The sequence below is a fragment of the Nocardioides sp. BP30 genome (genome assembly GCF_029873215.1).
Taxonomy (GTDB): Bacteria; Actinomycetota; Actinomycetes; order Propionibacteriales; family Nocardioidaceae; genus Nocardioides.
Genome location: NZ_CP123620.1, coordinates 4,248,629 through 4,268,866, shown reverse-complemented (window position 1 = coordinate 4,268,866; position 20,238 = coordinate 4,248,629). Strand labels below are relative to the sequence as shown.

18 protein-coding genes are annotated in these 20,238 nt (G+C 72.0%); 14 read left to right on the top strand and 4 right to left on the bottom strand.

Annotated features, from left to right (window positions below):
- Nucleotides 1–22: 22 nt before the first annotated feature.
- The 4 genes from lhgD (at nt 23) to P5P86_RS19990 (ending at nt 3,284) form a co-directional block, all read left to right on the top strand.
- Nucleotides 23–1,318, top strand: coding sequence for an L-2-hydroxyglutarate dehydrogenase (gene lhgD / locus P5P86_RS20005; RefSeq protein WP_280609208.1), 1,296 nt, complete (start codon nt 23–25; stop codon nt 1,316–1,318).
- A gap of 132 nt (nt 1,319–1,450) precedes the next feature.
- On the top strand, nt 1,451–2,215 hold the full coding sequence (locus tag P5P86_RS20000; protein WP_280609207.1) for a hypothetical protein: 765 nt from the start codon (nt 1,451–1,453) through the stop codon (nt 2,213–2,215).
- 14 nt (nt 2,216–2,229) lie between these two features.
- On the top strand, nt 2,230–2,691 hold the full coding sequence (locus P5P86_RS19995; protein ID WP_280609206.1) for a hypothetical protein: 462 nt from the start codon (nt 2,230–2,232) through the stop codon (nt 2,689–2,691).
- 26 nt (nt 2,692–2,717) lie between these two features.
- A complete protein-coding gene (locus P5P86_RS19990; RefSeq protein ID WP_280609205.1) occupies nt 2,718–3,284 on the top strand; it encodes a hypothetical protein in 567 nt (188 codons plus the stop codon).
- A 41-nt stretch (nt 3,285–3,325) separates the two neighbouring features.
- Here the strand turns inward: P5P86_RS19990 and P5P86_RS19985 are convergent, their stop codons facing one another.
- Nucleotides 3,326–4,702 carry an NAD-dependent malic enzyme gene (locus P5P86_RS19985; protein ID WP_280609204.1) on the bottom strand — a complete coding sequence of 459 codons (1,377 nt, stop codon included), beginning with the start codon at nt 4,700–4,702 and terminating at the stop codon, nt 3,326–3,328.
- Between the two features lie 93 nt (nt 4,703–4,795).
- Here P5P86_RS19985 and P5P86_RS19980 point away from each other — a divergent pair, with 93 nt between their 5' ends.
- The 3 genes from P5P86_RS19980 (at nt 4,796) to P5P86_RS19970 (ending at nt 9,940) form a co-directional block, all read left to right on the top strand.
- Nucleotides 4,796–5,557, top strand: coding sequence for an alpha/beta hydrolase family protein (locus tag P5P86_RS19980; protein WP_280609203.1), 762 nt, complete (start codon nt 4,796–4,798; stop codon nt 5,555–5,557).
- 151 nt (nt 5,558–5,708) lie between these two features.
- Nucleotides 5,709–6,095, top strand: coding sequence for an STAS domain-containing protein (locus P5P86_RS19975; protein ID WP_280609202.1), 387 nt, complete (start codon nt 5,709–5,711; stop codon nt 6,093–6,095).
- A complete protein-coding gene (locus P5P86_RS19970) occupies nt 6,092–9,940 on the top strand; it encodes a SpoIIE family protein phosphatase (RefSeq protein ID WP_280609201.1) in 3,849 nt (1,282 codons plus the stop codon). The genes P5P86_RS19975 and P5P86_RS19970 overlap by 4 nt, the downstream gene beginning before the upstream one ends.
- A gap of 19 nt (nt 9,941–9,959) precedes the next feature.
- Here the strand turns inward: P5P86_RS19970 and P5P86_RS19965 are convergent, their stop codons facing one another.
- Complete coding sequence (locus P5P86_RS19965) at nt 9,960–10,706, bottom strand: IclR family transcriptional regulator (protein WP_280609200.1); 747 nt, start codon at nt 10,704–10,706, stop codon at nt 9,960–9,962.
- Between the two features lie 68 nt (nt 10,707–10,774).
- On the opposite strand from P5P86_RS19965, the gene pcaH reads away from it, so the two are divergent.
- The 4 genes from pcaH to pcaDC are packed head-to-tail and all read left to right on the top strand — an operon-like array spanning nt 10,775 to nt 14,466.
- Nucleotides 10,775–11,608, top strand: a complete 834-nt coding sequence (gene pcaH / locus P5P86_RS19960) for a protocatechuate 3,4-dioxygenase subunit beta (RefSeq protein ID WP_280609199.1) — start codon at nt 10,775–10,777, stop codon at nt 11,606–11,608.
- Nucleotides 11,605–12,168 carry a protocatechuate 3,4-dioxygenase subunit alpha gene (pcaG, locus tag P5P86_RS19955; RefSeq protein ID WP_280609198.1) on the top strand — a complete coding sequence of 188 codons (564 nt, stop codon included), beginning with the start codon at nt 11,605–11,607 and terminating at the stop codon, nt 12,166–12,168. The genes pcaH and pcaG overlap by 4 nt, the downstream gene beginning before the upstream one ends.
- On the top strand, nt 12,161–13,339 hold the full coding sequence (locus P5P86_RS19950) for a lyase family protein (RefSeq protein ID WP_280609197.1): 1,179 nt from the start codon (nt 12,161–12,163) through the stop codon (nt 13,337–13,339). Before pcaG ends, P5P86_RS19950 begins: the two co-directional genes overlap by 8 nt.
- Nucleotides 13,339–14,466, top strand: a complete 1,128-nt coding sequence (gene pcaDC / locus P5P86_RS19945; protein WP_280609196.1) for a bifunctional 3-oxoadipate enol-lactonase/4-carboxymuconolactone decarboxylase PcaDC — start codon at nt 13,339–13,341, stop codon at nt 14,464–14,466. Before P5P86_RS19950 ends, pcaDC begins: the two co-directional genes overlap by 1 nt.
- A gap of 21 nt (nt 14,467–14,487) precedes the next feature.
- Here pcaDC and P5P86_RS19940 read toward each other — a convergent pair whose 3' ends face one another.
- A complete protein-coding gene (locus tag P5P86_RS19940) occupies nt 14,488–15,423 on the bottom strand; it encodes a helix-turn-helix domain-containing protein (protein ID WP_280609195.1) in 936 nt (311 codons plus the stop codon).
- 149 nt (nt 15,424–15,572) lie between these two features.
- Here P5P86_RS19940 and P5P86_RS19935 point away from each other — a divergent pair, with 149 nt between their 5' ends.
- The 3 genes from P5P86_RS19935 to P5P86_RS19925 are packed head-to-tail and all read left to right on the top strand — an operon-like array spanning nt 15,573 to nt 19,308.
- Nucleotides 15,573–17,360, top strand: a complete 1,788-nt coding sequence (locus P5P86_RS19935) for an FAD-dependent oxidoreductase (RefSeq protein WP_280609194.1) — start codon at nt 15,573–15,575, stop codon at nt 17,358–17,360.
- Nucleotides 17,357–18,421, top strand: coding sequence for a maleylacetate reductase (locus P5P86_RS19930; RefSeq protein WP_280609193.1), 1,065 nt, complete (start codon nt 17,357–17,359; stop codon nt 18,419–18,421). The genes P5P86_RS19935 and P5P86_RS19930 overlap by 4 nt, the downstream gene beginning before the upstream one ends.
- Complete coding sequence (locus P5P86_RS19925) at nt 18,418–19,308, top strand: hydroxyquinol 1,2-dioxygenase (protein ID WP_280609192.1); 891 nt, start codon at nt 18,418–18,420, stop codon at nt 19,306–19,308. Before P5P86_RS19930 ends, P5P86_RS19925 begins: the two co-directional genes overlap by 4 nt.
- Before the next feature lie 4 nt (nt 19,309–19,312).
- On the opposite strand, the gene P5P86_RS19920 is transcribed toward P5P86_RS19925, so the two are convergent.
- Nucleotides 19,313–20,194 (bottom strand): LysR substrate-binding domain-containing protein, encoded by an 882-nt coding sequence (locus P5P86_RS19920; protein ID WP_280609191.1) that lies wholly within the window; start codon nt 20,192–20,194, stop codon nt 19,313–19,315.
- Nucleotides 20,195–20,238: the final 44 nt, after the last annotated feature.

The window sequence follows — 20,238 nt, the reverse complement described above, 5'->3', positions numbered from 1 at the left end:
CCGTTGCGAGACACTACCGGATGTGACGCCTCCGCACCCAATCGCCTCCAGCGCCCACCCAGGCACCCCGACGGTGGGCATCGTCGGGGGCGGGATCGTCGGTCTCGCGGTCGGCCGGGAGGTGATCCGGCGGCGTCCCGGGACCACCGTCGTGCTCTTCGAGAAGGAGCTCCGGCTGGCCGCCCACCAGACCGGGCACAACTCAGGAGTGGTGCACGCAGGCATCTACTACAAGCCCGGCAGCCTCAAGGCGCGGTTGTGCGCGCGGGGGCGCGATCTGCTCAAGGAGTACGCCGCTGAGCACGGCGTACCGCTGCGCGAGTGCGGCAAGCTGGTGGTCGCGGTCGACCCCGCTGAGAGGGAGCGGTTCGATGCCCTGGAGAGGACCGCCCGCGCCAACGGCGTACCGGGGCTGCGGCGGCTCGAGGGTGCCGAGATCACCGACGTCGAGCCGCACGCGTTCGGGATCGCCGCGCTGCACTCGCCGGCCACGGCCATCACCGACTACGTCGCGATCGCCGAGGCGCTGGGCGCCGAGATCGAGCTGGCCGGCGGCGAGGTGCTGCTGGGGACCGAGGTCACCGGGATCCGCAGAGCGGCCGGGCGCGTCGAGGTGCGGACGGAGGCCCGAGTCGACGGGGACGCAGGCCCGAGTGAACGGGGACGGAGGCCCGAGTCGCGCCTGGTCGACCACCTGGTCATCTGCGGCGGCCTGCAGTCGGACCGGCTCGGCGAGCTGGTCGGAGGCCCGGCCTCGCCGCGGATCGTGCCGTTCCGCGGGGAGTACATGCGGGTGGCGGAGCCGAAGCGGGAGCTGGTCCGGGGCATGGTGTACCCGGTGCCCGACCCGCGCTACCCGTTCCTCGGCGTGCACTTCACCCGACGCGTCGACGGCAGCCTGGAGGTAGGGCCGAACGCGTTCCTCGCGCTCAGCCGCGACCGCTACGGCAGGCTCTCCCTCGACCCGCGCGACCTGGCCGACACGCTGGCGTTCGGTGGGTTCTGGAGCTTCGCGCGGGACAACTGGCGCGCCGGCGTCACCGAGCTGCGGGGCGTGCTGTCCCGGCGGGCCTACATGCGGACGGCGCAGCGGTACGTGCCCGAGATCGGGGCCGCCGACGTCGTACGGGCCGGGCTCGGTCTGCGTGCGCAGGCGCTGGAGCGGGACGGCTCGCTGGTGGACGACTTCGTCATCCACTCCGAGGACGGCGTCACCAGCGTGCGCAACGCACCCTCGCCGGCGGCCACCTCCAGCCTCGCGATCGCCGAGCACATCGTCGACAGGGCCTTCGGCGCCGACGCTCGATCGAGTGCTTGAAACACATAAACGGTTCACAAACATTCCTATCTGTGCCTAGACTCCTCTCGTGTCTCGGGAGATGGTCGGCACGCCACGCTTGGTCCTCGCCCGCCCGACACAGTCCATTCGCGACGTCGGAAGGCGAGAAGAATGCATGGTCAGCGGTTCGTGTCCTGTGGCGCCCTCGCGGTCGTCCTCGGTGCCGGTCTGGTGGCAGTCCCTCATGCGGAGGCGCTGCCGGTGAGCGTGCCGGCGACGGTCGTGTCATCGGGATGCAGCGGGGCGCTGGGGTATCGCGAGGGCATCGGGAGCGGGAAGGTCTCGAACCTCTATCCGGGTTACAAGGCGCACGGCGCCGGCGGGACGGTGACCTACTGCACCTGGAAGTTCCGGATCAAGAACGCCGACAAGACGGCCGACTACTACCTCACCGAGGTGCGGGAGGCCTTCGCCAAGACCCAGAGCGCCGATGCGGGGTTCGCCGGCAACGACGGCTCGTGGGCCGTGCGCGTGACCTCCTCGCTGGCCGCGAAGACCAACGTCTACAACGCCACCCCGACCTATAAGAAGACAGTCGTCAAGGGCTGCCCGTCGGTCAGCGCCGGCTACTCGTTCTACGGCTTCTCGATCTCGCTGGGGCAGACGCTGTGCGCCACGACGACCGTGACCCGCGCCGACCTCACCCGCTCGGGGGCCGCGTGGCGTAGCGCCCACGCGAGCGAGATGAAGGTCGCCGACCTGACGTTCTCGCAGAAGGTGAAGGACGGGAAGGTGCCGAAGTTCACCTTCAACGCCACCCGACCCGCCTACGCCTACACCTGGACCCCGGTGAAGCAGACGACCCACGGGTACTCCTACACCGGCTACAAGCCGACGGTGAAGCGGACCCTGCTGGCCTACACCGCGAGCCGCTAGGTCCCGTGGGTGGCGTGCGCCGCCGCTGGTGGGCGATCTCCGTCGTCGTGGTGGTGATGCCCAGTCTGGGTGCGGGCTGCAGCACCGCTGGCGCCGGCACGAAGCAGGCGGCGGTCAGGGGCTACCTGGCCGCGATCGGGAGGTCGGATGCTCGCGGACTGCGGGCCTACCTCGCCTATCAGCCCGACGGCGACCCGGCCTCGCTGGTGACCGGAGCGCGCATCCCACTGGCCTGCGCTCGGCGCGAGGAGCAGCGGCTCCTGCGTCTGCGGCTCGCTGCCGGGGACCCGGTGCGCTGGGACAGCATCGCGCCCCCGACCGGCACAACGGACCACGGCGCCTCCTCCACCCGCTTGGATCTGGCCTACTTCCGGCGCACCGACGGGAGCGAGGAGGGGCGCCAGGTGATCGAGGTGGGTGGGTCGTGGTTCGTGCTCGCCGAGGTGAACGAGGCCTGCAACAGGCTTCTCGAGTGATGGAGACGAGCGATCGGAGGATCGGGATGAGGGGTGCACGCACCCTGGCGGTGACCTCGGCGGCATCGGCCCTGGTCGGTGCCGCCGTGGCAGCGGTGATCGCCGTGGCGGTCGTCGGCACCGGGCGCACGAGCGTGCGCGTCTCCGATCCCTGCACGCAGGCGTGGGCCCATCAGCAGGACGCCACCAGCTTCCGGGCCGCCGGGGGCGAGGCGGCGCGCCTCGCCCGGTTCCAGTCGGTGCTCGCGGTCGGGACCCTCGCGACCGGGGTGTGCCTGCGGACCGACACCGAGTTCCACCAGAGCGGCTGGACCATCACCTCGATCGCCGTGACCGCGACAGGGCACGGCGAGGAGGGACTGCCCGTCACCTTCTCCCGCAGGGGCACCGACGTGAGCGAGGACCTGGGCCTGCTCTGGGTCCCGCTGGCGGGCTGCGTGGACGTCGAGGGGACCATCACGGCGAAGCGCACCGGGCCAGCCGCGACGGCGACCTGGACGGCCACCAGGTCCTACGGGCGCGGCTGTGCGCGCGCACCCGGCCACGGCGCCTACCAGGACGACGGGACGCTCGTGCGGCCCTCACCGTCCTAGGCGCGGAGCGCGGACGCGCGGCGACGCTCCGACGTGCCGGATCAGTGCCCGGCGATGGCGTTCGCGACGGCGGTGTGCACGTCGGGATGGAACACGCTGGGGATGATGAAGCTGGGGTTGAGCTCGGCGTCGCTGACCACGTGCGCGATCGCGTCGGCGGCGCGCAGCATCATCTCGGTGCTGACCTGCGGGGCCCGGGCGTCGAGCAGGCCGCGGAAGACACCCGGGAAGGCCAGCACGTTGTTGATCTGGTTGGGGAAGTCGGATCGCCCCGAGGCGACGACGGCGGCGTACCGCGCCGCAGCGACCGGGTCGACCTCCGGATCCGGGTTGGCCATCGCGAAGACGACCGCCTGCTCGGCCATCTCCGCGATCCACTCCGGCTGCAGGACGCCGGGGGCCGAGACGCCGATGAAGACGTCGGCCCCCTGCAGCGCCGCGCGTAGGTCGCCGGCGACCCGGCGCGGGTTGGTGCGCGCGGCGAGCTCCCGGTGGGCGGGGGAGAGCGAGTCGTCGCCGTCGACCAGGCAGCCGTGACGGTCGTAGACCACCACGTCGGTGACGCCCGCGGCGAGCAGGAGGCCGACGATCGCCGTACCGGCAGCACCACCGCCGGAGACGACGACCTTGACCGACTCCAGCCGCTTGCCGACCACCCGCAGGGCATTGGTCAGGCCGGCCAGGACACAGATCGCCGTGCCGTGCTGGTCGTCGTGGAAGACCGGGATGTCGAGCCGCTCGCGCAGCCGCGCCTCGATCTCGAAGCAGCGCGGCGCCGCGATGTCCTCCAGGTTGATCCCGCCGAAGCCCGGCGCGATCAGCTCGACCGCGCGCACGATCTCGTCGGTGTCCTGGGTGGCGAGGCAGATCGGCCAGGCATCGATGTCGCCGAACCGCTTGAACAGCGCGGCCTTGCCCTCCATCACCGGCAGCGCCGCACCCGGACCGATGTTGCCCAGGCCGAGCACCGCCGAGCCGTCGGTGACCACCGCGACCGTGTTGCCCTTGATGGTGAGGCGGGAGACGTCCTCGGGGTGCTCGGCGATCGCCTTGGAGACCCGGCCGACGCCGGGGGTGTAGGCGATGGAGAGGTCCATCCGGGTCTTGAGCGGGACCTTGGAGCCGACCTCGATCTTGCCGCCGAGGTGGGCCAGGAAGGTGCGGTCGGAGACCTTGTGCACCGTGACGCCCTCGACGACAGCGACGGCCTTCTCCAGCTCGACGGCGTGCTCGGCATCGGCCGCCGAGCAGGTCACGTCCACGACCAGACGGTCGTGGCTGGAGTCGGTGACGTCGATGGCCGTCACGATGCCGCCGACCGCCGAGATCGCCGTCGCCACCGCCCCCACCACGCCGTGGTCGGGTGCCGTGTGCAGGCGCATCGTGATGGAGTTCGAGGCGGCGGTAGCGGTCTTCATAGGCTCACTATGCGCCGCGGCGGTCCGGCTGGGGAAACTACTCGGCGGTACGGATGCTGCACCGAGAGCCGACCTGCGAGACGATCTGGTCTCGTGGCTGAACGTGTGCGCTTCCGCAGCTCGACCGGACCGATGCTGACCGGGCTGATCGACCTTCCGCAGGGCGAGGTCCGGGGATGGGGCGTCTTCGCCCACGGTTTCACGCTGGGCAAGGACTCGCCCGCCGCCGCCCGGATCTGCCGGCAGCTGGCGAGCGAGGGCATCGGCATGCTCCGGTTCGACAACCTCGGCCTCGGCGACTCCGAGGGTGACTGGGGCGACGGCTCGTTCACCGTCAAGGTCGCCGACACCGTCGAGGCGGCCGCGTTCATGGCCGAGCGCGGCACCCCCGCCCGCCTGCTGGTGGGGCATTCCTGGGGCGGCTGCGCGGTGCTCGCCGCCGCCGGTCGGGTCGAGGGGGTCCGTGCCGTCGCCACCGTCGGAGCGCCGTCGGACCCGAGTCACGCCGAGCACCAGTACGACGCCTTCGTCGATCGCGTGCTCGCGGACGGCTCGGCACAGTGGCTCGTGGGGGGCATCAAGGCGCTGACCCTCAAGCGCGCCTTCGTCGAGGACGTACGCCGGGCCCAGCTCCTCGATGTCATCCCCGCCCTGCACCGCCCGTTGCTGGTGATGCACTCGCCGACCGATGCGACAGTCGGCATCGAGAACGCCAGCGAGATCTTCAGCCTCGCCCGCCACCCCCGCAGCTTCGTGTCGCTGGAGGGGTCCGATCACCTGCTCACCGCGCCCGGTCAGGCCCGGCGGGCGGCGCGGATCGTGAGCGCCTGGGCCGACCCCTACCTGGGCGACTGAGCGGCGTGGGGACCGAGGATGCCGGTAGGGGAATCATGAGGCCGCATCGTGGTACCTGAGGGCGCTTGCTTCGCCTGGCGGGAGTCGCCAAGGTGTGACCATGGCGCCGCCATCGGTGAACTCGTCACCGATGTCCGGCACAGGAGGTGCGATGACGCAGGATCGGCAGCAGCCGCCCGAGAGCGGCGTGGGGATCGAGATCGCCGCGCACGGCGACGTCTCCGTCGTCGCGGTGACGGGTGAGATCGATGCAGCGTCGGTGGGTGAGCTGACCGCCTGCGTGCAGGGCCTCGCCGAGGAGGGTCGCGTCCACCAGGTCCTCGACCTGAGCGGGGTGGGATTCCTCGACTCCTCGGGTCTCGGCGCCCTGGTTGCGTCACGGCGTCGGCTCGAGGGGGAGGGCGGGGGCCTGGCGCTCGTCTGCGGCGAGAACGAGATCGTCCTGCGGCTGCTCCGGCTGACCAACCTCGACACGGTGCTGAAGATCTATCCGACGGTCGCGGACGCGCTTCCCGGCGGGTCGGTCGGCCGACCATGACCGACGCCTCCCTGCGGGAGACGCTCGCCTCCGCCGGCCGGGTCGGTCGCGACCTCCTCGCCGTCGACTGGCATGCCACGACGGTCGGCGACCCGGATACCTGGCCGCTGAGCCTGGTCAGCGCCGTTCGGACGATCCTGAGCTCGCGGTTCTCGATGTGGATGGCCTGGGGCGAGGAGCTGACGTTCTTCTGCAACGACGCCTACCGGAGCAACACCCTGGGGGCGAAGTACCCGTGGGCGCTGGGTCGCTCCGCCCGCGAGGTCTGGGCCGAGATCTGGCCCGAGATCGGCCCGCGGATCGAGCACGTGATCGCCACCGGTGAGGCCACCTGGGACGAGGCCCTGCAGCTGTTCCTGCAGCGCTCGGGCTACTCCGAGGAGAGCTACCACACCTTCTCCTACAGCCCCCTCACCGACGACGACGGCACCATCGCGGGGATGCTGTGCGTGGTCGCGGAGGTCACCGAGGAGATCGTCGCGCAGCGCCGGATGAGCACGCTGCGTGACCTGGGCATCCGCGTCTCCACCGCGGAGTCGGTCGCCGACGCGGTCCGGGCGGGCTGCGAGCACCTGGCGCTGAACAACGAGTCGCTGCCCTGGGTCAGCGTCTACCTCTTCGACGAGGACGGGAACGCCGATCTGGCCGGCACGGCCGGGATCGAGCCGGGACACGTCGCCTCGCCGCTGCGCATCGAGCAGGCGGATCCCGAGCCGATCTGGCCCGTACGCCGCCTGCTGGCCGCCGAGGAGATCGTCGTCGAGCACGTCGACCAGCTCATCCCCGACCTGCCGACCGGCGCCTGGAGCGTGCCGCCGGAGAAGGCTGTCATCGTCCCGATCCCGCGGCCGCTCTCGGCCACGCCGTACGGCTTCCTGGTCTTCGGGGCCAACCGCCACCGTCCGGTCGACACCTCGTTCTACGAGTTCGTGGAGCTGATCGCCGCCCACTTCTCCGCGGCCATCACCGACGCCCGCGCGATGGAGCAGGAGAAGGAGCGCTCGGAGGCGCTGGCCCAGCTCGACCAGGCCAAGTCGGACTTCCTGGCCAATGTCAGCCACGAGCTGCGCACGCCGCTGACACTGCTGCTCGGGCCGGCCGAGGACGCCCTGGCCGACGTCGACGACCCGCTCTCGCAGACCCAGCGCAACCGGGTCGACGTGATCGCCCGCAGCGGCAGCCGGATGCTGCGCCTGGTCAACACCCTGCTCGACTTCTCCCGCCTCGACGCCCAGCACGAGGACGAGTCCCAGTTCGAGCTCACCGACCTCGCCGACTACACCGCCCAGCTGGCCAGTCTGTTCCAGAGCCCGATGGAACGGGCCGGTCTGAGCTTCTCGGTCGACTGTCCGGAGCCGGTTCTGGGCTTCGTCGACCGCAACCACTGGTCGCGGATCGTGTTCAACCTGCTCTCGAACGCCCTGAAGTTCACCCTCGCGGGCGGCGTCGAGGTGCACGTGCGCCAGGACGGGACCGACGCGGTGCTCTCGGTCACCGACACCGGGATCGGCATCCTCGAGACCGAGCAGTCCCGACTGTTCGAGCGCTTCCACCGGGTCCGCGGCGTCGAGTCGCGCAGCATCGAGGGCTCCGGCATCGGGCTCGCGCTGGTGGCCCAGCTGGTCGCGCTGCACGGTGGCGAGGTGAGCGTCACCAGCGCCGTGGGGGAGGGCAGCACCTTCACGGTGCGCATCCCCCAGGGAGCCGACCACCTGCCGCCGGACCAGGTCGCCGCCAGCGCCGGCGGCGCGAGCGGGACGGTGCTCGGGGAGGCCGTCGGTGGCCGTGCCGCCGCCATGATCGACGAGGCACTCGGATGGCTGGAGGGCTCCTCGGTCCGTACGCCGGAGCGCGCGCCGGCCGGTGCCGGCGACGCGGACGCCGAGATCGCTGCGCAGGACGAGAGCGACGAACCCGGTGCACGTGCCACCGTGATGGTGGTCGACGACAACCTGGACATGCGACGCTACGTGGCGGGCATCCTGGCGGAGTCCTACCGCGTCGTCACGGCCGTCGACGGACGCGACGCGCTGGCGAAGCTCGCCGAGGCGCCGGTGGACATCGTGATCACCGATGTGATGATGCCGCGTCTGGACGGGTTCGGGCTGCTCGCCCGGCTCAGGGACGATCCGGGTCTCGCGGCGATCCCGGTCATCATGGTCTCGGCGCGGGCCGGCGAGGAGGGCACGGTCGAGGGCCTGGAGGCGGGCGCGGACGACTACCTGGTCAAGCCTTTCTCGGCGCGCGAGCTGCTGGCGCGGGTGCGGGTGAACCTGGAGCTCGAGCGGGTCGAGGCGGTGCGCGCGGGGCTCCAGCACGCGCAGGAGCTGGTCGAGGAGGCCGAGCGGATCGGCAGGTTCGGCAGCTGGCAGGTCCGGCTCGACGACGAGCGGGTGAGCGGCTCACGGATGTTCGCCGAGCTGATCGGACTCGACGCGGGCGGCGCCGGTGACGAGGATGCCGGTGGGGGCATCGAGCAGCTCGACCTGCGTGCGGTGGTGGCGATGTTCGTCCATGCCGAGGACGTCGAGGATGCGCTGTCGCGGTTGCGCTCGGGCGAGGTCGGAGAGCGGATCGCCTACCAGACCGAGGTCGGCCTGCCGTCGGGACAGCAGCTGACCCTGAGCGTGCGCGGTGAGGTCGCCGAGGCGCCTCCCGGCACCCGGGTGCTGCGCGGCTCGGTCCAGGACGTCACCGAGCAGCGGCTGCTCCAGCAACAGCTGATCGCCACGGAGTCCGCCCGCCGCGCCGCGAGCCGAGAGCGGGCGATCGCCGACGAGCTCCAGCACTCGTTGCTGCCGGAGGTGGCCACCCAGCTGGACTTCCTGGAGGTCGCCACCTACTACCGTCCCGGCGTGGAGGGCACGCAGGTCGGCGGGGACTGGTACGACGTCATCGACCTCGGTGGCGGTCGGACGGCGATCGTCGTCGGCGACGTCATGGGCCGCGGCGTCCGGGCGGCGGCGGTGATGGGTCAGGTCAAGGCGGCGGCGCGCGCCTTCGCGCGGCTCGACCTCGCGCCCACCGACATCTTGGAGAACCTCGACGGCATCGTCCGCGACATGGTGCCCGAGGGCATCGTGACCTGCGTCTACGCGGTCCACGACCCGGCACACGGCACGCTGACCTACGCCAACGCCGGCAACGTCCCGCCGCTGCTCATCGATGCCGACGGCGTGGTGACCCGGCTGGCCGCCAGCGGGCCTCCGCTCGGGTCGGGGTTCTTCGGCTCGGCGGACCTGGAGGTGCCGGTGGGCGAAGGAAGCCTCCTGGCCCTCTACACCGACGGCCTGGTCGAGCGCCGACGGATCGACCTCGGTACCCGTCTCGACGAGCTCGAGCGGATCCTGACCCGACACCGTGACGTGCCCCTCGGCAAGCTGCCCGCGCGCCTCATCGAGCTGCTGGTCGAGGACAACGCCGACGACGTGGCAGTCGTCATCGCGACGGTGCAGCCGGCTCGCTCGGAGCTGATCTGCCTGGCGGTCGAGGAGGACCTCGACGAGATCGGGTCCGCACGCACCCGGACCGAGGAGCAGCTGCTCGCCTGGGGTGTCCCGCAGCGCCAGCGGCTCGACCTGGTGCTGATGGTCAGCGAGCTGGTGACCAACGCGATGACCCACGGTCGGCCGCCGGTGGAGCTGCGGCTGCGGCGCACCCAGCGGGAGATCGTGGTCGAGGTCAGCGACGCCTCCTCGGTCCGCGCCCGGCGTCAGCGGCCGGGGATCGAGGACGAGCACGGCCGTGGCCTCGGCATCGTGGAGCGGCTGGCGGATCGCTGGGGCAGCCGCATCGTCTCCGACGGCAAGGTGGTGTGGGCCGCCGTCCGGATCACCTGGGCCTGAACGGCGCCGGCCGGTCCGGTCACAGCGAGCGGGCGATGCCCTGTGCCGCGACCTGCAGGGCGGCGACGAGCCGAGGGCGGGTCCGGCGCAGGTCGGGCACCACGAACCCGACCGCAGCCACGGCGGTGTCGCCGACCAGGACGGGCACCGCGACCGAGCACGCCCCGGCGCTCATCTCCTCGGCGGTCGTCGCATACCCCTCCGCCCGGGCGCGGTCCAGCTGGTCGGCGAGCCGGGCGGCGCTGGTCACCGTGTACGGCGTGAACCGTCGCAGCGGTGCACCGAGGACCGCCTGCTGCACCTCCGGTGGGGCGAAGGCGAGCAGCACCTTGCCCACGCCGGTGGCGTGCATCGGCAGCCGCGAGCCGATCGTGCTCACGATCGGAACGGACCGATGGCCGGCGAGGCGATCGACGTACAGGGTCTCGAGCCCGTCGCGGACGGCGAGCTGCACCGTCTCGAGGGTGGCGCCGTAGAGGTCGTGCAGGAAGGGTGAGGCGGCCTCGCGCAGGTCGGCCTGCACCGGTGCGAGCATGCCGAGGTTCCACAGCCGGCGACCGACGACGTAGCGGCCCTGGGCGTCGCGGCGCAGCGCTCCCCACGCGGTCAGCTCGGCGATGAGCCGGTGGGCCGTCGGACGGCTCAGGCCTGCGCGCGCCGCGATCTCGGTGAGCGTCAGCGAGCGATGGTCGGCGTCGAAGGCGGCCAGGATCGCCAGGGCGCGGGAGGTGACGCTCGCACCCGGCGTCGCCGTACGACCGGCCATCCCCTACCTTCCGCTCAGTGGAAGCCTTCCCTCGGCAGGATAGTCCGCCGGTCCGTAGATTGGGAGGAGTGAGCACGACACCGAGGACCGATGCGGCCCAGGAGACGGCTGTCCCGTCGTCCGACGCCGCCGCCACCACCCAGGCGGAGATCTCCGCCGAGATCGCCGAGATCGACGCCCAGCAGCAGCCGGGCGGAGCGCAGCCGCGGATCGACTACCCGCCGTACCGCTCCAGCATCCTGCGCCACCCCACCAAGGACCCGCGGCACGCGGACCCGGAGACCATCGAGCGTTGGGCGCCAGTGTTCGGGCAGCGCGACGTCCACAAGCTCGAGTCCGACCTGACCCTGGGGGCCCACGCCGGCACCAACTCCGAGGTCTGGGGCGAGCCGATCGGCGAGCGGATCACCGTCAGCGGGCGCATCGTCGACGGCGAGGGCCGCCCGGTCGCGGGCCAGCTGGTGGAGATCTGGCAGGCCAACGCCGCCGGCCGCTACGTGCACAAGAACGAGCAGCACCCCGCTCCGCTCGACCCGAACTTCACCGGGGTGGGTCGCTGCCTGACGAACGAGAACGGCGAGTACTGGTTCAGGACGATCAAGCCCGGGCCCTATCCCTGGGGCAACCACCGCAACGCCTGGCGTCCCGCGCACATCCACTTCTCGCTGTTCGGCAACCAGTTCACCGAGCGCCTGGTCACCCAGATGTACTTCCCCGGGGACCCGCTGTTCGCGCTCGACCCGATCTACCAGGCGATCACCGACCAGCGCGCCAGGGATGCGCTGCTGGCGACCTATGACCATGATCTGACCGTGCCCGAGTACAGCATGGGATACCGGTGGGACATCGTCCTGTCGGGTCGCGACCGCACCTGGATGGAGCCCGAGGAGGCAGACCAGTGAGCACCGAGTCCTCCCGTCCGGCGCTGTTGACGCCCGGACAGACCGTCGGGCCGTTCTACGGCCAGGCGCTGCCCTACCAGGGTGACAACGAGCTGGTCCCGCCCGCCCGCGCCGACGCCATCCGCCTGCACGGTGACGTGCTCGACGGTGCCGGGGTGCCGATCCCGGATGCGCTGATCGAGATCTGGCAGGCCGACGGGGCCGGTGAGGTCCCGCGCGTCGAGGGCTCGCTGCACCGCGACGGCTGGACGTTCACCGGCTGGGGCCGGTGCTCGACGGACGCCACCGGGCACTACTCGTTCTCCACCGTGCTGCCGGGCGCGACCGAGGACGGCAAGGCGCCGTTCTTCGCCGTGGCGGTCTTCGCCCGCGGCCTGCTCGACCGGCTGCTCACCCGGATCTACCTGCCGGGCCATCCGGCGAACGCCGACGACGCACTGCTGTCCTCGCTGCCCGAGGAGGAACGGGCGACGCTGATCGCCGAGCCCGACCCCCAGGGGCTGCGGTTCGACATCCGCCTGCAAGGTGAGCGCGAGACCGTGTTCCTCACCCATGGGTGAGCTCCTGTGGCCGGGCGACGCGCGCGCTGGTGACGTCCTCACCGACGAGGCGTTCCTGGCCGCGATGGTCCGGGTCGAGCAGGCCTGGCTCGACGCGCTGGTGGGTGCCGGACTGGCGTCGACGCCGGCCGTGCTCACGGTGCCGCCCCTGCGCGGCATAGCCGACGGCACCGAGTCCGGCGGCAACCCGGTCATCCCGCTGGTCAAGGCGCTGCGCGCCCAGTCACCGGACGTGCACCGCGGCCTGACCTCGCAGGACGTGGTCGACACCGCGCTGGTGCTCTGCCTGCGCGACGTCGTGGACCGGGTGCTGGTCGACGTCGAGCGGGCCGCACGAACCCTGGGAGCCCTGGCCCGCGAACATCGCGGCGCGGTGATGGTGGGTCGGACGCTGACGCAGTACGCCGTGCCGATCACCTTCGGACTCAAGGCTGCCCAGTGGCTCTCCGGGCTCGCGGAGGCCGACGCCGGTCTGCGTCGGGTCCGCGCCGAGCTGCCGGTCCAGGTCGGCGGCGCCGCCGGCACCCTGGCGGCGGTCGTCGAGCTGGGCCGCGACCGGGAGGACCCGGTCGGGACCGCCGTCGCGCTCGTGCACGCCGTCGCCGACGGGCTCGGGCTCGGGGACGGTACGCCGTGGCACACCCGCGGCCGCAACCCGCTGGCCGCGACAGCGGACGCGCTCGTGCGCCTGGCGGACGCCCTGGGTCACCTCGGTGCGGATGTCGCGCTGCTGTCCCGGCCCGAGATCGGCGAGCTGCGCGAGGGCGCCGGCGGCGGCTCCTCGACGATGCCCGGCAAGGCCAACCCGGTGCTCTCGATCCTGCTGCGTCGCCACGCGCTGGCCGCCCCGCAACTGGCAGCGACGCTGCACCTTGCGGCAGCCACCTACGTCGACGAGCGCCCCGACGGCGGCTGGCACGCGGAGTGGGACACCCTCGCCACGCTCGGCCGGCGCAGCGTCGTCGCCGCCTCGCAGGCCGCCGACCTCGTGGCCGGCCTCGTCGTCGACACCGCGCGGATGGCGGCCCGGGTGGCCGAGGCGGGCGAGACCCTGCGGGCCGAGCAGCGCAGCATGTCCGGCGGCTCCTCGGACGGGGACTACCTCGGCGCCACCGACCTGTTCATCGACGACATCCTCGGGCGCGCCGCCCGGGTCTGGGAGAACCTCTGATGCAGCTGTCACTCGTCCACCTCGCCGGCACCGAAGGCAGCCCGGTGCTGGTCCTCGGGCCCTCGCTCGGCACTGCGGTCACGCCGCTGTGGGGACGCGCCGCCGAGCTGCTCGGCGAGCGGTTCCACGTCGTCGGCTGGGAGCTGCCGGGGCACGGCCACGGCACGCCGACTACCGAGCCGTTCACCCTCGCGGACGTGGCCGGGGCAGTGGTCGCGGCCGTCGACAGCACGCTCGGCGAGGTCGGCTTCGGGTACGCCGGGGACTCCGTCGCCGGTGCGGTCGGGCTGCAGCTCGCCCTCGACGTACCGGACCGGTTGACAGGCGTCGCCGTGCTCTGCACCGGTGCGAAGATCGGCACCGCTGAGTCGTGGGCCGAGCGGGCGGCCACCGTGCGCGCCTCAGGCACCCCGGCGGTGGTCGAGTCCTCGGCCAAGCGCTGGTTCGGCAGCGGCTTCCTGGAGCGCGAGCCGGCGATCGGGACCGAGCTGCTGGGCTCGCTGCAGCACGCCGACGCGGAGAGCTATGCGCTCGTCTGCGAGGCGCTGGCGGCCTTCGACGTCCGGGACCGTCTCGGCGAGATCACGGTGCCGGTGCTGGCCGTCGGTGGCGCCGAGGACGTGGCGACTCCGGCCACCACACTGCGCGAGCACGCCGCGAAGGTCCGCGGAGCGCGCTTCGTCGAGCTCGACGGGGTCGCCCACCTCGCGCCCGCCGAGGCGCCGCGAGCGGTCGCCAGCATGGTCGAGGCGCTCCTCGTCCGCGACCCGGCCCCGGCGGGGATGCAGGTGCGGCGGCAGGTCCTCGGCGACGCGCACGTCGACCGCGCTGTGGCCGGGACGACCGAGGTGACCGCCGACTTCCAGGACTTCATCACCCGCTACGCCTGGGGCGAGATCTGGACCCGACCCGGCCTGGCCCGGCGGGACCGCTCGATCGCCGTGCTGACCGCGCTCGTGGCCGGCCGACACTTCGAGGAGCTGGAGTTCCACCTGCGCGCGGCGCTGCGCAACGGGCTGAGTCGCGAGGAGATCATCGAGGTGCTGCTGCAGTCGGCCGTGTACGTCGGCGTACCGGCGGCCAACACCGCGTTCGGCGTCGCGCGGCGGGTGCTGGCGGAGGAGTAGGACGATCGCGGGCCGGCGTGCTCACGCCGGTCCGACACCTCCGCCGAGGCGCACCTCGCCCGGTGTCGCGTCGAAGCGCCGCCTGAACGCCTGCGAGAAGTGGGCCATCGAGGTGAAGCCGCACTGGCCGGCGATGTCGACGATCCGGACGTGCCCGCCGACGTCGTGGGTCAGCATGCTGTGTGCGAGGTCGAGCCGCCGCGCCAGGATGTGTCGTGGCACCGAGGTGCCCGCGTCGGCGAACAGCCGTGACAGATGTCGCTCCGAGATGCCGGCGCCCGCCGCCACGGCGGTCGCGGACAGCCCAGGATCGCTCAGGTGGTCGTCGATGAACGCCCGCGCCGCCGCGCGGTGGGCCAGCGGTGAGCTCCTGCGGCCGCCGGTGGCCAGCACCGCCACCAGCTCGAGCACCGCCTGCTCGTCGGCCGGCACCGGCACGGCGGCCGCCACGGCGCGGCCGACCAGCCGGGCCAGAGCACGGGCATAGGGGTCGTCGTCGCGATCGCGGGCCTCGAGCACCAGCGGCGAGGTCAGGGAGGCGGTTCCCGCGTGCGCCTCGAACGCAGCGCGCGGCACCTTCACGGCGAGCTCGTGGAGGCCGTGCCCGAAGCCGCGGACGAAGGGCCGGTCCACGTCGCAGACCAGGAGCTGGCCCGGATGCACTACCCGACGGCCGCCGTCGTACTCGAGCAGCGAGTCGCCACGCAGCCCGACATAGACAGCGATCGCGTCAGCGGGCCGCCTGGCGATCACCGTCCGGTCGCGGCTGACCCGGTGCGCCGTCGCCGTGACCCGGGCCAGGTGCAGCTGCTCGAGCTGCAGGTTGACCTGACGGGCCCGGAACGGGGCATCGTCCACGACGCAGGCGAGCTCGATCAGCGACCGGGCGTTGTGCTCCTCCCACTGGTCGACGTCCTGGTCGACCTCGTAGGCCCGCGCCTGCGGGATCCGCACCATCGCCTCGCCACCTCCGGCTCCATCGTGACACAGAGGCGGAGGCCCGATGTGAGCCACGACATACGCATTTCCGCCACGTCTCCGCACGGGCCTTCCTCGCCCGGCAGCCGCCGAGAAGACTCGGCCGCAGACGAGAGAAGAGGTGCTCCATGCCGGTGTTCAACGATGGCCTCGCCGAGACCGAGGCCCCCACAGGATCCCTGGTCGAGACGGACGTGCTCATCGTCGGCTCGGGACCCGCGGGGGCGGCGGCAGCGCTCTTCCTCAGCGAGCTGGGCGTGCCCACCATCATGATCACCAAGTACCGCTGGACGGCGAACACGCCGCGGGCGCACATCACCAACCAACGGGCGATGGAGATCTTCCGCGACCTGCGGATCGAGGATCAGGTGCTGGCGGACGCGACACCGCACGAGCTGGTCGGGGACACGGTGTTCTGCACCAGCATCGCGGGGGAGGAGATCGGCCGGATCCACACCTGGGGCACCCGCCCCGACCGCGAGGCCGACTACCGTCTGGCCTCGCCGTGCCTGACGGTCGACATCCCGCAGACCTACCTCGAGCCGATCCTGGTCCGCAACGCGACCCAGCGCGGTGCGCAGACCCGCTTCTCCACCGAGTACCTGGGCCTGGTCCAGGACGCCGACGGCGTGACCGTCGACGTACGCGACCGGCTGACCGGCCACCGGTACCAGATCCGCGCCAGGTACCTCATCGGCGCCGACGGCGCGCGCTCCCAGGTCGCCGCTGACATCGAGCTGCCCTTCGAGGGCCGGATGGACATCGCCGGGTCGATGAACATCACCTTCAAGGCCGACATCTCGGCGCTCGTCGACCACCGGCCGAGCGTCCTCTACTGGGTGATCCAGCCCGGGTCCAACGTCGGTGGCATCGGTACCGGCCTGGTCCGGATGGTGCGGCCGTGGGACGAGTGGCTGATCGTGTGGGGCTACGACATCGACGGCCCCGCGCCCGAGCTCGACGAGACGATGGCCGCAGGCATCGTCCGTGACCTGCTGGGCATGCCCGACCTGGAGCCCGAGATCACCGGATACAGCCTGTGGGGCGTCAACGAGATGTATGCGACGCGACTGCACAGCGGCCGGGTCTTCTGCGTCGGCGACGCGATCCACCGGCACCCGCCGAGCAACGGCCTGGGGTCCAACACCTCGGTGCAGGACTCCTACAACCTGGCCTGGAAGCTCGCCGCCGTCCTGCACGGGTACGCCGAGGACACCCTGCTCGACTCCTACACCGCCGAGCGCGCCCCCGTCGCGAAGCGGATCGTCACCCGCGCCAACACCTCCGCCCGGGAGTTCGGGGACATCTTCACCGCGCTCGGCGTGGTCGGCCTGTCCGGTGAGGAGATGGCCGCCGCGATCGAGGAGCGCAAGGCCAACACGCCGGCGGGTGCGGCCAAGCGGGCCGCGCTGGTCCGCGCCATGGAGACCAAGAACTACGAGTTCAACGCCCACGGCGTCGAGCTGGGCCAGTTCTACGAGTCGCGCGCGATCCTCTCCGACGGCACCCGGCCGGCTCCGAGCAGGGACGAGGACCTCTACTACGTGATGTCGACGTCGCCGGGCGCCCACCTCCCGCACGCCTGGGTCGGGAACAACGTGGACAAGCACGCCCTGATGGACCTGGCGCCGTACTCCCGCTGGACGCTGTTCACCGGCGTCGCCGGGGAGGCGTGGGCCGAGGCCGCGGCGACGGTGTCGGTGGACCTCGGCGTGCCGCTGCAGACAGTGGTGATCGGCCCCGGCCGCGAGGTCACCGACCTCTACTACGACTGGGCCAAGCTGCGCGAGATCGAGGAGTCCGGCGCGCTGCTGGTCCGGCCGGACAAGCACGTCGCCTGGCGGTCGATGAGCCTGGCCGCCGACCCGGCCTCCGCGCTGCGCGAGGCCGTCACCAGGCTGGTGGGTCGGGCATGAGGTTCACCCACGAGACGCTTCCCCAGCGGGTGGTCTTCGCGCCGGGAGACGCGGCCACGGCCGTCGCCGCCGAGGTCACCGCCCTCGGCGGCGCCCGAGTGATGCTGATCGCCTCCGCCCGCGAGGCGGCCCTGGCGACTCGGATCGCCGCGGCGGTGCCAGTCGTGCTGCACCACGACGAGGTCGTGATGCACGTCCCGGTCGAGGTGGCCGAGCGCGCCCGAGAGGCCGCGGCGGCGGCCGGCGTCGACGTGATCGTCACCGTCGGCGGTGGCTCGGCCACCGGCCTGGGCAAGGCGGTGGCGTTGACCAGCGACCGGCCCGGTGGGCTGCCGATCCTCGCCGTGCCGACCACCTACGCCGGTTCCGAGGCGACCAATGTCTGGGGCCTGACCCAGGGCGCGACCAAGACGACCGGCGTCGACGACTCGGTGCTCCCGCGCTCGATCGTGTACGACGCGACGCTGCTCAGCTCGCTGCCGGCGCAGCTGAGCGTCGCGAGCGGCCTCAACGCGCTCGCGCACTGCATCGATGCGATGTGGGGTCCGCGCGTCGACCCGATCGACCAGGTGCTGGCCGGCGAGGGCATCCGGCGCCTGGCCGGCGGCCTGCCGGTCATCGCGCGCGAGGGACCGCTGGTGGAGGGCATCGAGCAGACCCTGTACGGCGCCTATCTCGCCGCCGTCGCCTTCGCCTCGGCCGGTTCGGGCATGCACCACAAGATCTGCCACGTGCTCGGCGGCATGTTCAACCTGCCGCACGCGCAGACCCACGCCGTGGTGCTGCCGCACGTGCTCGCCTTCAACGCCCCGCACGCACCCGAGGCCGAGCGGCGGATCGCCGCCGCCCTCGACAGCAGCGCGGCCGTCGAGGGACTGGCGCAGCTGCGGGCCGCCGTGGATGCGCCCCGGGCCTTGAGGGACTACGGCATGCCCGAGGAGGGCATCGCTCGGGCGGTGGGGCCTGTGCTTGCCGCCGTCCCGCCCAGCAATCCGGCTCCGGTCACGGAGCACAACCTCACCGCGCTGCTGCGCGCGGCCTGGGAAGGAGACCCGTCATGACCCGATCTGCCGCCTCCCCCGATCAGGAGGCCGTCGAGGCCGGGCTGGTGGAGGCGGTCGTCGCCTCCTTCGACGCCTGCAGCGACCCGCGTCTGAAGGAGCTGATGGTTTCGCTGGTGCGTCATCTGCACGCGTTCATCCGCGACGTGCGGCTGAGCGAGGAGGAGTGGGGGGCAGCGATCGAGTTCCTCACCAGGGCCGGGCACATCACCGACGACGTGCGCCAGGAGTTCATCCTCCTCTCGGACATCCTCGGTGCCTCGATGCAGACGATCAACATCAACAACGCCGCCTACGAGAACGCCACCGAGGCGACGGTGTTCGGTCCGTTCTTCGTCGAGGACGCACCGCGCGTCGCGCTCGGCGGCGACGTCGCGTTCGGCGCACCCGGCGAGCCCTGTTGGGTCGAGGGCACCGTCACCGACACCCACGGCAACGCGCTGGCCGGCGCCCGGATCGAGGTCTGGGAGGCGGACGAGGACGGCCTCTACGACGTGCAGTACGACGCGGCGAAGCGCTCGGCGCGCGGTCATCTCTTCAGCGACACCGACGGGTCCTACCGGTTCTGGGGACTCACGCCGACGCCGTACCCCATCCCCGACGACGGCCCCGTCGGGCAGTTGCTCGACGCCGTCGGCCGCTCGCCGCTGCGGGCCAGCCACCTGCACTTCATGGTCAGCCATCCCGGGTGTCGGACCCTGGTGACACACATCTTCCCCGAGGGCGACCCGATCGGGGAGCGGGACTCGGTCTTCGGGGTCAAGCAGTCGCTGATCAAGCGGTTCGAGCAGCAGGCGGCCGGCACGCCGACGCCCGATGGCCGGGCCGTGGAAGGCACGTGGAGCAGGGTGCGGTTCGACATCGTCCTCGCGCCGACAGGCGCGTGAGACCTCAGACCAGTGCCCGGATGACCTCGACGGTCCGCTGCAGGTGCGGCTCGGCGCGATCGACCCGGTGGGCCACGGCGAGCTCGACGCTGGCGCTCGGCTCCACGAGCGGCCGGTAGGCCACCCCTTCCAGTGCCAGGGCGGTGACCGGCTCGGGCACGATCGCCACGCCCAGCCCACCCGCGACCAGGGTGAGCAGAGTCGAGGTCTCCCCGACCTCGTGCCGGACCCGCGGCTCCACGCCCGCGTCGTGCAGCAGCCGCAGGACCACGCCGTACATCACCGAGCGCCGGTCCGCCGAGTGCACGATGAGGTCGATGCCGGAGAGCTCGCGGGCTCGGATCCGGGTCTGACCGGCGAGGCCGTGGTCGGCCGGCAGCGCGACCATCAGCCGGTCGCTGCGCAGCGGCTCCACGACCAGGGAGAGGTCGGCGACGGGCGGTCGCAGCAACGCGACGTCGATCGCACCGTGATGCAGTGCGCTGAGCTGGTCCGGCACCAGCATCTCCCCGCGGAAGGCGAAGTCGACACCGGGAAGCTCCTCCGACAGCCGCCGGGAGAGGGTCGGCAGGACACTGTAGGTCGCCGTGCCCACGCAGCCGAGCGTGAGATGGCCGACCGAGCCGGCTGCGACGCGGCGGGCGAGGTCGGCGGCCTGTGCCACGTCGCCGAGGATGCTGCGGGCGCGCTCCAGGTAGGTCTCGCCGGCCGCGGTGAGCTCGACTCGACGGGTGGTGCGCTGCAGCAGGATCACGCCCAGCTCGGACTCGAGCTGCCGGATCGCCTGGGAGAGCGGTGGCTGCGCCATGTGGAGGCGTTCGGCCGCACGGCCGAAGTGCCGTTCCTCGGCGACGGCGACGAAGTAGCGCAGGTGACGGAGATCCATATGTCAGTCATCCTAATCGACGCGAACACCGATACTTCAACATA

Bases quoted from the DNA above. Each gene is read 5' to 3' on its own strand.
- P5P86_RS19940 (WP_280609195.1), bottom strand. From the start codon at position 15,423: ATGGTGCGGATCCCGCAGGCGCGGGCCTACGAGGTCGACCAGGACGTC.
- P5P86_RS19935 (WP_280609194.1), top strand. From the start codon at position 15,573: ATGCCGGTGTTCAACGATGGCCTCGCCGAGACCGAGGCCCCCACAGGA.
- pcaDC (WP_280609196.1), top strand. From the start codon at position 13,339: ATGCAGCTGTCACTCGTCCACCTCGCCGGCACCGAAGGCAGCCCGGTG.
- P5P86_RS19925 (WP_280609192.1), top strand. From the start codon at position 18,418: ATGACCCGATCTGCCGCCTCCCCCGATCAGGAGGCCGTCGAGGCCGGG.
- P5P86_RS19965 (WP_280609200.1), bottom strand. From the start codon at position 10,706: ATGGCCGGTCGTACGGCGACGCCGGGTGCGAGCGTCACCTCCCGCGCC.
- P5P86_RS19990 (WP_280609205.1), top strand. From the start codon at position 2,718: ATGAGGGGTGCACGCACCCTGGCGGTGACCTCGGCGGCATCGGCCCTG.
- P5P86_RS19970 (WP_280609201.1), top strand. From the start codon at position 6,092: ATGACCGACGCCTCCCTGCGGGAGACGCTCGCCTCCGCCGGCCGGGTC.
- P5P86_RS19985 (WP_280609204.1), bottom strand. From the start codon at position 4,702: ATGAAGACCGCTACCGCCGCCTCGAACTCCATCACGATGCGCCTGCAC.
- P5P86_RS19930 (WP_280609193.1), top strand. From the start codon at position 17,357: ATGAGGTTCACCCACGAGACGCTTCCCCAGCGGGTGGTCTTCGCGCCG.
- P5P86_RS19950 (WP_280609197.1), top strand. From the start codon at position 12,161: ATGGGTGAGCTCCTGTGGCCGGGCGACGCGCGCGCTGGTGACGTCCTC.
- P5P86_RS19920 (WP_280609191.1), bottom strand. From the start codon at position 20,194: ATGGATCTCCGTCACCTGCGCTACTTCGTCGCCGTCGCCGAGGAACGG.
- P5P86_RS20000 (WP_280609207.1), top strand. From the start codon at position 1,451: ATGCATGGTCAGCGGTTCGTGTCCTGTGGCGCCCTCGCGGTCGTCCTC.
- P5P86_RS19975 (WP_280609202.1), top strand. From the start codon at position 5,709: ATGACGCAGGATCGGCAGCAGCCGCCCGAGAGCGGCGTGGGGATCGAG.